An 11,980-nucleotide genomic window follows, 5' to 3' on the forward strand; every position below is an offset into this window, starting at 1 on the left:
TCGGCTGTTGGTCGGCCTCGGGTCGGCAGGCGGTCGGGTGCATGAAATCATCGCAAGGGCAGAGACAGCAAGGCGTGACGGAAACGCGGTCGGGTTCCGTGAAAAAACAGGGTTCCGCTCACACAACAAAAAATCATCCTCGTACTGACGACTCACACAGGAAAACCGCCATGAAAACTCATGAGATGTGCCCCCCGGATACCTTACGCCAGCATCTGGCCGGTTATCTGGATACGCTGCGGGCGCGGGGATACACCCTGCGCACCCTCAGCAATACCCGCGGCCAGTTGCGGCCGTTTATTGACTGGTGCGAACAGCGGGGCGTGACCCATGCCCCGCAGGTCTCGCTGGCGTTGCTGGAAAGCTGGCAACGTGACCTGCGTACCGGCCACCGGGCGGATGGCCAGCCTTACAGCCACAACGGGCAAATCCAGCGGCTGGGCAGCCTGAAACGCTGGTTTATCTGGTTATTGAACCGCCATCATATTCTCGCCAATCCGGCGGAAGCCCTGATACTGCCCCAGACAGCAAAGCGCCTGCCCGTGCAGCTCCTTAATGAACATGACGTCGCGCAGGTGCTGGGCAGCCTGGACAGCGGCACACCGACCGACTTCCGCAACCGGGTGATGCTGGAAGTGCTGTGGAGTACGGGTATCCGGCGCAGTGAGCTGCGCCACCTGCGTCCCGGTGATATTGACCGGGAACGCGGCACGCTGGCTGTCCGGCAGGGCAAGGGACGCAAGGACCGGGTGGTGCCCATCGGTGAGCGGGCGCTGGACTGGCTGGCACGCTACCAACAGACGGTGCGCCCCCAGCTGCTGCGCCGGCATGACAGCGGTTACCTGTTTGTCACGCAACAGGGGCAGCCCCTGAGTCTGGCACGGCTCACCGAGATAGCGGGCCGCACCCTCCGCGAACGGGCGGGGCTGGATAAACCGGGGGCCTGCCATGTGTTCCGGCACTCCATGGCGACGGCGATGCTGGATAACGGGGCCGATATCCGGCATATCCAGTCGATGCTGGGGCACGAGCAACTGAGTACCACGCAAATTTACACGCAGGTGGCTATCGGGCACTTAAAGAAAGTGCACCAGCAGACCCATCCGGCCGAGCGTGACGGTAAGACAGAAAGCGGCCCGGCGCAGGCGGAAACGGCCGCGCAAGGCAGTGACGGCGACCGCACGGGACAGCCCGATCATCCCGGTTAAGTTCGCCGGGTGCGGTGCGGGGGCAGACCGTGGCCGGACTGCCCGTCGGCGTCGGTGATCGCGGGGGTAAATAGGCAATGGGCGGCCTGAACCAGGGTGTCCCCGTTAAGCCGGTGCCCGCCGCCCAAAGCCTATTCAACATAATGCGGGGAATTATACGCACGGCGCCGCTAACCGCCGATGCTGAAGTGAGCCACTGTTGGCGGCTTCATGCGTATAATTAACATTATGTCTGGCGCCCCCGCTTATCAGTATCGCAGGGTGTGGTGCACAAGGCTGCGCCTTCTGCTCTAATCTTCTGAGCCCGTCCTCAGCCAACACCGCGCCTAACCCGAACACCGGGCTTGCGTTCAACCCATCCGGCTTCTGCTTTAGCTGCCTTGCGGCGTCCAGCCAATCACCCTGAAGGCAGGTCGGCCTGCGGCCTCCGTTAATTAACCTCCCCCGCCCCAACCCTGCTGCATTGTCTGCGCGCGGCTCGCAGTCGCTTCGCTCCTTGCTCGTTGCCGTGCTCGCCATCGCCGCCCCGTGCAGCCCCTGAGGGGGCTTCCCTGAACCGGACCGCGTGGTCATGCAAAACCGTGCCCCATCCGAAACTCCAGTGCCCCAGAGCGTCGCAGGGGCGCCGCTGGCAGGCTCTGTGCCGCCCGCACCCGCAGAACGGCCGCCCGCCGTCCGGCCAGCCGGACGACATTCGCCCGTTGCCGAAGGTGAAAACATCCTGAAAGTGCACGTCGGCGATGTGGGGTTGCCGGGGTTAACAGAACCGGTAAAACACGCTCTGTAACAGAATGATATAAAAGAATAAAATCCCTGAAAAAAGGATGACTGCACCCGGCCCCGTGCATTCCGTCAATCATGCACAAAGCCAGTTCCGTTTTTCCCATGCCCGGACGTCCGCCCAGTAAAATCAGATCAGTCGGGTTAAATCCGCCGGTCAGTTCGTCTAGCGGCTCAACCGCACCGTTTGAAAAAACCACAATATCGGGGACCCGTGATACCGAAACCCGTTTTTTTCCGTACAACCATGCACTGATGAGCGATTGCGCACACCCCAGCACCTGAGCCAATTTGGCCTGACTGCCTGCGATATCTATCACTTTTTTTATCACACTGTTTTTCATTAGTTCCTTTCTCCAACACCACGGCGATAACAATATCACCAAAGGTCAATATAAATCACTATTGGAGTGTTTGTAAAGATATCACTCTAGAGATAGAATAAGAAAAAATGTTCCAAGACAGCGGTTCTTGGGTTTATTCCCTGTATTCCACGTCAATGCGGGAACCACTCATGAGGCACTTATGACTCTTGCTGATAGATTAAAAGAAGCCATGGCAGATAAGGGACTGACCCAATCTGCTCTGGCAAAAAAAGCCGGTATGGCACAATCCATGATATGGAAATTACTTTCCGGGAACGCGACCAAAACAGGCCGACTCGTTGATTTGGCCATGGCGCTTGACGTGCGCCCGGAATGGCTGAGTGATGGCAGTGGTCATAAATCCCAGTCCGGTGATACTGATTTTGCTGTCAGGCATGATAACCGTTATGCACCGGTAAAAATTTATGAAGCAGAACAAGAAACCCCGGAGTTCTTCATGGTGCCGACTTTTTCTGAACAGCAAACCACGTTTGAATCCTGCCGGGCTTATCGCATCACCCAAAATACCGGTTGCGCTGAAGCACCGGAAGGGACGGTGATCGTGGTGGATACACAGGAAGATATCGCCAATGATGATTTAGTCTATGCACGGATAGGAGAACACTATTCCGTTTATCGTTATAAACAAGGGGGAGCGGTCAGCTTTTTATCTGTTGATGACTCACGTATCCCCTTGATAACCCTCTCTCCTGACATGGAAATCGTCGGTGTGATTGTTTATTTATTTCGTAACATGAAGCGAAAACGATAACATTCCCCTCCTACTCTAAACACCACCAAATCCTGTCTCTATTTGCAACAAGATACTGTTTTTAATGCAGTATCTTCAATTTCATTGAAACTATTATCACCCTCAAAATCTAAAGTTATTCAAATAATATCAAATTAAAACTATTTGATATCAATAAGATAATTAAAAAATTTGATATATATCACTTTAGGTATGGATTTAGTGGAATTTAAGTGATAATGTTAGCCACATCAAAGTGATAGGAATAATCACTACTATAGTCAGCGAGAGGATTTATGCGTACCTTCATTTCTGCCATCATCAAGAAACCAGCAACAAAACAAAAAAATGCTATCACCATTAATGGTATTGTTGCCAATATCGCACAAACAAACAGCCTGCATACAGGAACAACACCTATCATCTTTTTGGCAGATCAATATCATCAGGGCAAAACCCTGAATTACGGCATGGATATAAAAAATAACGATGAATTTAAACATCATATATTAACGACGTATCGGGTCAGCCCAAAACATACCGAGCCTGTTCCTTGCTATAATTTAGAACTGATTGTCGATTACGGTTATGCACTCTATAAGCGGAGAGGACGATACATGCATTTAATTGATATCATTCCTCTGATTAAAGCAGACAAGAAAACATGGTCAGTCATAAAAATAGCCACACAATAAACGACTATAAATACAATCTATCAATTTCAATCAATAATAAAACTTAATGACAGCGCCTGCGCTGGGGAATGTTTCAATCTAAATTCAGAACAATTACACACAAGAAGAGAACACGAAAGCAGTCTGTTATATGGAGACTGCAAATAAAGTGACTCAAATGGAGCCAGAAAAAATATCATCTTACATCTTTATATTGGGAACAAACAAAACACTGAGCAATGCCTATCAGTAATCAAAACAACAAGAGATACACCCTGCTGGTACTACCGATAGCCCGATCACAAGCAAGGGAATTTTGAAAAATGGCTATCAGAGAGGGAGGCAAGCCATGGCGATAAGATACATTAAGCGTGAAGAGATGCAACGACTCACAGGAAAAAGCAAAACAACCCTTTGGAGAATGTACGCAAAAAGAAATGAGTTTCCTAAACCAGATAAGACTGCTGGTGGAACATTTCTAGGGTGGCCTGAAGAGGTCTATGAGGCTTGGGTGAGAGAGAAGAAGTAGCGATAACTTGACCCGTTACCTGACCCGTTATTATAGCGGGTTTTCCATTTTTTATCGTAACTCTTTGATTTTATGGTGCCCTACATGATTCGATAATGTAATTTAACTAATTATTTTTAATAAATTTTATTTTGTTCAATTATCTACAATACCCCCAACTATACCCCCATATTACTTTGCCTCTGTCTACCAGATTGCTTTCTGATCAGCATTAATTGAGAGTAGGCTTTGCGTTTAATATTGCAAAAATATCATCAAAAACATAAATGTTGCTAAAAATGCAATGATAACTTCAAGATATCTGCGTAAATTGAGGATCAAGAGCATTATTCCGTATAAAATCAATAAAAAAGGCAGTACTGATAGTCGCACGCAATTTGATGAACAGGCTTATCATGACCGCAATGTTGTCGAACGCTGTTTCGGTTTTCTGAAAGGAAATCGGCGTATTGCAACCTGTTACGAAAAAACCGCCCGAAACTATTTGTCCATGGTGAAATTAGGCTGTATTCGACTCTTTTACAAGCGGTTATATAATTAAGGGACGCAGCCTAGTTGCACAGTATACTGCTTCAGTATGGCATCCTGTACAGACGGCTTGTTCATGTGCAACAAAAGAATGGTAATACCTACAAATCCAACGGTTGTTCGATCTTTAGCCATATGATTCCAGGAGTTGATTGGGTATTTATCTTCGGGAGCATATTGGATACCTCTAGGATATGTGGCCCAATCAAGTAGCCTGCAACAGGTACAATGCAATTAATGGACTTCTTATTGAATAATATACAGGCTTTACCTTTTAACGTTTTGAAAACATGGGTCAAATTATTAATGAATACTTGCGAATCTCCTCGTACATCAGCTAATGTATAAAATTGGTATTTTATGTAATTTAATGAGGCTACCTATGGGACATCAAGATCCGTTGCCAAAACTTATCGTAAAAAAATCAACGGCGTTAAACGAGAATCAGGGGTTTGTAATCCCACTTCTGGTAGAAATTGAATCAGATGTTTTTAGACCTGTAAGTAGGCAGGATTATCCAAGTGATATACTGATTACAAAGGGTTTCCCCAGTGTTGACGAGCGTTTTGGAGTAACTGATTTATTCGTATTAGCTACCCACTCTTACGATGAGACGAAAAGTATAAAGGATGGAAAATCACGATACTGGGCTATGGGCTCTGATGCAGAAAATCTTGCTCAAAATACGCTATTACCAATATTAGTAACTAGCCTGCCGGATAAACAAGATGGAATGCTACCGCAGGAGGTTATTCCGTTAAAACAGCCATTTTTTATTCTTGATGGTAATGATTTATATGGTCCGCTAACGAGTACTCAAAATGACGACAAACGTTATATAATTGAACCTCATGTCCATTCATTACTAAGTTATGGAAAAGGTTTTTTAGGGTGCTTCGATGTTGATGATTTAGATAAAGCACTTGTTACAGTTATTGAAAATAATGTTGAAACATTATATGTATCGTCTTTCAAAGCTATCTCAAAATATAAATCAAAAAGTATTGATTATCTTTCTGACGATCAATTAATTAAAGTTGTTAATGCTCAAGGTTTTGGCAAGAAAGCTCAAGCTTTAGGAAAAAAAGAAGCCCAGCGTCTCCAACAAATAATTGCTGAAAGTGAAAAAACCAATCAAATTTTTAAACAATATGAAAGAATTGAGCGCTTAAAAAATTTACTAGATCGGTACTTATCAGAGTCTGATATTGGTTATTCATTGATAAAAGAGTATTTAAATACAAATGCTGGAGTGCGTTTTTTAGAAACGTATATTGAGGATAATAAGTCTTCACTCTTGCAAGAACATTTGGAAAAAGTAAGAGATGATGTTGAACAAGAGGAAAGTCGAATTCGTTCCAGCCTGAGTCGTCTTGAGGAAGCATTAATTAGTAAAGAAACTCAGTTACATGAATATGAACAAAAAGTTGAAAGCAAGAAGCGTGAAGTTGAGAATAAGATCGCTGAATTTGAAGCTGAAAAAGAAGATGCTATAAAGAAGAAACTAGAAGAAAAACAATTAAAACTTTCAACTGAAATTGACAAGGCTAAAGAAAAGCTAGCCCAGATAAACATAGATATCGAAAAAAGAAAAAATATACTTAATGTCGCTGATGAGGCTGTACAATTAAATAAAAGAAAAGACTATCTTGAAGAACATAATATGGTTCTCAAGTCTACTGCCGATGGATATCAAGATATTTTAAGGGCTACAAACAACCAAGATCTTGCTAAAAAAATTGGTGAAATGGAAGCTATTAATAAAGTGTTAAATGGCCAGTCATATCTAGATACTACAATGTTTGATGCTAAGCCTGTTGTATTTACTAGTAATGAACCTGAGCGAGTCGAAGACCTGATTGATTGCTTATGCTCTAAATTTTCCGAGGATGGTGGTAGAAATTTCTCTCAAGAGGAAATGACCAATCTTATAGTTTCAGTTAATCAGTCTTTCCTTACAGTTCTAAGTGGCCCTCCTGGAACGGGGAAAACATCTACTGCTACGAGGCTTGCTGAGTCACTGCATTTAGGGAACCCTGCGGGCGATAAAAACTTTTTGTTTGTACCTGTAGGGCGCGGTTGGGTATCAAGCCGAGATATTTTGGGCTTTTATAATTCTCTTAAAGGTGTCTACCAAGAATCGCGTACAGGACTATACGGTTTTTTACAGCATAAGAGTAATGGTGCTCAGAAGTTAATACTTCTAGATGAAGCAAATTTATCGTCAATGGAGCATTATTGGTCTGATTTTATTGGACTATGTGATGCCGAATATTGCTCAAGAGCAATAGATACAGGTATACCAAAAGATGATCTAAGATTTATAAATATTGATAATTCCGTTAGGTTTATTGCAACTATAAATAATGATTCAACAACTGAAAGATTATCACCTAGATTGATTGATAGGGCTCCTATTATAAATTTAGACATTTCGAATAAGATGGCACACAATTTCTCAGGAAAAATATTGGAAGGAACAATAAGAACCGAGACTTTAAATAAATTATTCTCTCCTAGAGAAGAAGTTGAATTATCAAAAGCAAATGACTTAATATTGAATCGCATTATTGAACATTTATCAAAAAGAGACTCAAAACTAGGCAATTTAGTTCATATTAGTAAGCGAAAAGTTAATGCTATTACGAATTACTGTTCCGTTGTTAGTCCTATTTTAGATAATGAGATTGCGATGGACTTCTCAATTGAACAACATATATTACCTCATATAGAGGGATATGGTCAGGGCTTCAAGAAACGTTTAGAAGAACTCTCGGATATTCTTGGGCGTTCTTACCCTAGGTCATCCGCACAACTAGAAAGAATTATTACTAGTGGAAATGAGTTTACGAGCTCTTTCTCATACTTTTAAATGCGGGACGTGAATATGCAACTTGAGATTGTAGTAATTTCAGGTAGTCGTAGTGGGTTAGTAATACAATTGGGTGAGCTAAGCTCACACAGCTCCATTACTTCGTGGGTAAAGGAAAATGAAGCATTAGAGTTGCGTCTAGAAGTTATAGGTTCGTATTCAGAAGCTGAGATTGTGTTGTATGATCATCAGATCATAGCAACGGAAATCCTCGAAGAAAAAGGGCGTACGGTTTTTGTTTGGAAGCCTAAACGTAGGTGGGGAGAACAGTATGAGTACTTATTCTTTAATTATTTTGGTATTGCAGAATTTACGGTAAAACTTTTTAGTCATTCTTACAATGACCCTGATTTCATAAACTTTCAGCCTATAGAAGTACTTGCATCTAAAGCTAATTCTCAAAATGTAGAATATATGTTATCTTATCTGGCAAAATTAAATGATGATGAACTCCATTCTATTTTCCAAACTACGAAATATAATTCTGGCTTTAAAGACGGAGTAAACTCTCCTCGAAGTAACTTGGAACGATTGGAATATACATTCCAACTTGTTTGTGCTTTATTACCGGAGATTTTGAAAAAACCTATAACTAAACTTTTACCTGTTCAGAAGATAATTAGTCCTAATGACTATAATATTTTTGATGATTCATCATTAGGTTGGCTAATGTCAAATCTCTCTGTATTGGATGAGTGCGATGATATAAATCAATCCCATTTAATATATGGCACAAGAATGTATAGAGCATCTTCGCTTCAAGTGTCAGAACTCGAAGAAAATCCTGATGTTTATGAAAACTGGGTCGTTCATGGTTTTTTAGACCTTCTGATTGTTGAAATTTCCAATCAAATTTCCTCATACAATAATATTTTTCCTCAATCATCTAAATTATCAACCCCAAAACCAGAAGGATACTCTTCATTTTTTGATCAAATTAACAAATTTAGAAAGAATCTATTAAGTAGTCAAATAACAAGGTGTGAGAAGTTAGCTAGTTTTGCTACAAAGCTAAAATTTCATTTAGATAATTATCTTCCAGTTAGTCAGGTATTGAAACAAAGGCCTATCCTTACACCAAAGGCTGCGGCAAATACCTCCTATCGTTCTATTTTTATTAATTTTATCAATTGGTTTGAAAAAAGCTCTCCTGATTGGTCAGTTTATGAGAATTTATTTGCTATCAAAAGTATTCCTATTTTATTTGAGTCATACTCTTTTTATAGAGTAGCTGAAACGTTATCTGGTATTTTTGATGGTAAACATAAAATAGGTAATTACTGGGAGGATAGTATTGGAAATGAGATAACATTATTTCGTGAGCCTATTTATTGGATGAATAAAAGTCGCAATGTAGCCGATTCAAACTTTATTAATACTGAAGGTCTTATTTCTACAAAAACAGGCATTCGAAAGCGAGAGCATTCACAGAGATACTCTCATAGAAGTCCAGATATAGTTATTGAAATTAAATTACCAAATGGTTCACGTAAGCTACTTGTTTTAGATGCTAAATATACTAGTGATAAATTGGCTGTGGAAAAATATTTGCCTGAGTGTACAATGAAATATGTTCACGGAATACACTTGAAAGGGAGTGGTGCAACGGTTGTTGATGCATTTACAATATTATACCCAGATTCGCAGGGTAATCTCTATAGCTTCCATTCTTTTGAGCATGATGTGTTAAGCGCTGATCCAGTTACCCCATCGTTACAATGCGTTGGATTGGAACTAAGTGAGTTAGATCATAAGGATAGTTTGTTTAAAGTTATAAACGCTACTCTGCTAAATGCTCTAAGTCGTAGTTATAATAGTGAAGATATAAATAAATTAGAACATAAATTAAATTAAAAATAATGGAGGAGCATGCTTATTTCTGTGAGCCTGGTAAATAAGGTAGTCTGTCAAGACTGTTGAAATAATGAGGGCAGAGAGTGCGGATTTTCATCATGGCTCTTTGAAGCCGAATATATGTTTGCGACTACGTTGTCAGAAAATTTTATCCATCAACTTGAATTGAGTCGGTGTCCATATATCTTATTTAGCATACTTAGAATGTTGAGAATGAATACAATAATTATCTTGTAAAGGTTAAAATTACGATTTTGATTGGTGCTTTTAGCTAGTACTACAGCCGTAAAGATTGCAGAATCAATGTATTATCAGATACGTGATAAACTGAGAACTTATATGACTTCAATCTGTTGTATGAAATAGATTTTTTATTAAAATGCCAGTACGGCTGTAGTACTAGGCTGCGTCCCTTAATTATGTAATCGCCTGTAAAAGAGTCGAATACAGCCTAATTTCACCATGGATAAATAGTTTCGGGCGGTTTTGTCGTAGCGTGTTGCGATACGCCGATTTCCTTTGAGAAAACCGAAACAGCGTTCGACAACATTGCGATCACGATAAGCCTGTTCATCAAATTGCGTGCGGCCATCAGTACTGTCTTTTTCATTGATTTTATACGGAATAATGCTCTTGATCCTCAATTTACGCAGATAACCGCGGAGCTTTCTGCCTGGGTAGCCTTTATCTGCCAGTACAACTTTGCCGCGCCGTTTCATGAAACCATTTTTGCGCTGTATGCCAATGCCGTCGAGTAAAGGGATGGCAGATTGACTTTCGTGGGCTTGCCCCGCCGTCAAAATCAGGTTGAGGAGAAAACCCTTTCCACCGGTTGCCAGGTGGATTTTGGTGCCATAACCACCACGTGAGCGACCCAGCGCATGATCGTCAGCGATATCGGGATGTTTTTTTTCGCCCCAGCGGCATCTTTACTGGCGCGAATATTGCTGCCATCCAAGCAAATTTCAGCCCAGTCAATCAAGCCTTTTTCATCCAGTATGGACAGTAACCGATTAAATATCTTGATGATAATGCCCGATTTTGACCAACGATTAAATCGGTTATAGACTGTTTTCCAAGGCCCGTAGCGGTCAGGTAAATCACACCATGGTGCCCCAGAGCACAATACCCAGAACATCCCATTTATCACACGGCGGTGTTCAACATGTGGACCTCCTGCCCGCTCTGAATGGACCTGGGGCAGGCAAGGTTCTATCAATATCCATGCGTCATCAGGCATGTCGTAACGTGCCACCATCTTTTTCCCGTATTGAAAACAGTTTAGATGATAATACTATCAATTTACATTAAGGGACACAGCCTAATATAAGGTTGATTGTTGTATGTTGTTTATTATAAATAAGTTTTATTGGGTTGCCTTAAAAAAATCACAACAAAGTCCATACAAATAACAAACGAAATTATAATGTGTTTATAGTCATCCACTCTGTTTTTAGCTATGATGTTTCTAGTGAAAAAATGACTGCAGGTGTCTCAAGGAGAAGGTGATTACATGAGTGAAACCAAAAATCTCAAAGAATCAAATAAAGCATCGATATATTTATCCATAAGTATAATGTGTGTGATTGTTTTTCTAATTCAATTAGGCGCGGAAGGATATGTAAATATAAAAAATGTTTACGCAGGGATTGGGGTTTCTGGCGGTGCATCAGTTATATCTTTATTACTGGTAAACATAATACCTCTAAATTTAAAACATATTATTGTTTTTTGGAGGATTAAACATGTACTGCCTGGAAATAGGGTAGTAGAACTTTGCCAAAAAGATGAACGCCTTAATATGGAGGATTTGCAAAGAGAATGGCCGGATCTTTTTCTGCATAATATGCCTGAGCAAGATAGAAATCCATTTTGGTATAAAAAGATCTATAAAAAATCCGAGCCTTCATTCCAAGTTATTGATGCACATAAAAATTTTTTATTGTTTAGGGATCTATGTAGTGCAGCTTTAGTTATGTTTTTCTGTGCAGGCTTTTTAAAAATAATCGAAATAAATGGGCTATATATAAAATGGAGTGTCTTGGTTTTTCTGTTTGGAATGTCATTTTTGTTCTCAATAATTTCAAGATATTATGGGAATAGGATGGTTACCAGTGCTGTTGCGGTAGGCGTTGGTAATTAATAAAAAATATTTATTATGTGAAGAGTAATAGCTAGTTAATCTCATTATACTCTTCACGAAATCTTGAAGATTAAAATAAACTTTTTTATTATAAGTTTCGAAAGCTATAATGTATACTTTGTTTCAACTGCAAGGGGCCGATGTAGTGTCCAAGAATTTCATCATGAGCATATTCGTTTACAAGAACATCTTTTCCGTATTCTTTATTTCACCTGTACCAACGGAAAAGCTTTTTATTAAAGACATAAAATATCTATTTCGAATGTAAATTAGTTA

At 41.2% G+C, this 11,980-nt stretch carries 10 protein-coding genes and 1 pseudogene; 8 read left to right on the forward strand and 3 right to left on the reverse strand.

Annotation, left to right across the window (positions count from 1 at the left end; translation table 11 throughout):
- The first annotated feature begins 41 nt into the window (after positions 1 to 41).
- Positions 42 to 1,208, forward strand: coding sequence for a site-specific tyrosine recombinase XerC (gene xerC, locus AC5JQI_RS04025; protein WP_493913824.1), 1,167 nt, complete (start codon positions 42 to 44; stop codon positions 1,206 to 1,208).
- A 569-nt stretch (positions 1,209 to 1,777) separates the two neighbouring features.
- Here xerC and AC5JQI_RS04030 read toward each other — a convergent pair.
- Positions 1,778 to 2,332 carry a YdaS family helix-turn-helix protein gene (locus AC5JQI_RS04030; RefSeq protein ID WP_493913825.1) on the reverse strand — a complete coding sequence of 185 codons (555 nt, stop codon included), beginning with the start codon at positions 2,330 to 2,332 and terminating at the stop codon, positions 1,778 to 1,780.
- Between the two features lie 181 nt (positions 2,333 to 2,513).
- Here AC5JQI_RS04030 and AC5JQI_RS04035 point away from each other — a divergent pair, with 181 nt between their 5' ends.
- The 4 genes and pseudogenes from AC5JQI_RS04035 to AC5JQI_RS04050 all read left to right on the forward strand — a co-directional run.
- Positions 2,514 to 3,125 (forward strand): helix-turn-helix domain-containing protein, encoded by a 612-nt coding sequence (locus AC5JQI_RS04035; RefSeq protein ID WP_493913826.1) that lies wholly within the window; start codon positions 2,514 to 2,516, stop codon positions 3,123 to 3,125.
- A gap of 275 nt (positions 3,126 to 3,400) precedes the next feature.
- A complete protein-coding gene (locus tag AC5JQI_RS04040) occupies positions 3,401 to 3,799 on the forward strand; it encodes a hypothetical protein (protein WP_275370493.1) in 399 nt (132 codons plus the stop codon).
- Between the two features lie 328 nt (positions 3,800 to 4,127).
- The gene (locus AC5JQI_RS04045) at positions 4,128 to 4,307 is read left to right on the forward strand and encodes a helix-turn-helix transcriptional regulator (RefSeq protein ID WP_046335935.1); all 180 of its coding nucleotides are present in this window, start codon (positions 4,128 to 4,130) and stop codon (positions 4,305 to 4,307) included.
- 301 nt (positions 4,308 to 4,608) lie between these two features.
- Positions 4,609 to 4,848 (forward strand): annotated as a pseudogene (locus tag AC5JQI_RS04050) (IS5 family transposase); the annotation flags it as partial.
- On the opposite strand, the gene AC5JQI_RS04055 reads toward AC5JQI_RS04050, so the two are convergent.
- Entirely contained in the window at positions 4,845 to 4,970 is a 126-nt protein-coding gene (locus tag AC5JQI_RS04055) for a hypothetical protein (RefSeq protein WP_493913827.1), read from the reverse strand. The pseudogene AC5JQI_RS04050 and the gene AC5JQI_RS04055 overlap by 4 nt on opposite strands.
- 247 nt (positions 4,971 to 5,217) lie before the next feature.
- Between AC5JQI_RS04055 and AC5JQI_RS04060 the strand changes: the two genes are divergently transcribed.
- Positions 5,218 to 7,707 carry a DUF8727 domain-containing protein gene (locus AC5JQI_RS04060; protein ID WP_493913828.1) on the forward strand — a complete coding sequence of 830 codons (2,490 nt, stop codon included), beginning with the start codon at positions 5,218 to 5,220 and terminating at the stop codon, positions 7,705 to 7,707.
- A gap of 15 nt (positions 7,708 to 7,722) precedes the next feature.
- Positions 7,723 to 9,561, forward strand: coding sequence for a hypothetical protein (locus AC5JQI_RS04065; RefSeq protein WP_493913829.1), 1,839 nt, complete (start codon positions 7,723 to 7,725; stop codon positions 9,559 to 9,561).
- Between the two features lie 413 nt (positions 9,562 to 9,974).
- Here the strand turns inward: AC5JQI_RS04065 and AC5JQI_RS04070 are convergent.
- Positions 9,975 to 10,816 (reverse strand): IS5 family transposase gene (locus AC5JQI_RS04070; RefSeq protein WP_275387421.1). Its coding sequence is split into 2 segments (ribosomal slippage): positions 9,975 to 10,474 and positions 10,474 to 10,816, totalling 843 coding nucleotides; the frame shifts between segments, so codons are not numbered across the junction.
- A 258-nt stretch (positions 10,817 to 11,074) separates the two neighbouring features.
- On the opposite strand from AC5JQI_RS04070, the gene AC5JQI_RS04075 reads away from it, so the two are divergent.
- The gene (locus AC5JQI_RS04075; protein ID WP_275381937.1) at positions 11,075 to 11,704 is read left to right on the forward strand and encodes a hypothetical protein; all 630 of its coding nucleotides are present in this window, start codon (positions 11,075 to 11,077) and stop codon (positions 11,702 to 11,704) included.
- The last annotated feature ends 276 nt before the right edge of the window (positions 11,705 to 11,980 follow it).

The organism is Xenorhabdus sp. XBWT (genome assembly GCF_059072735.1).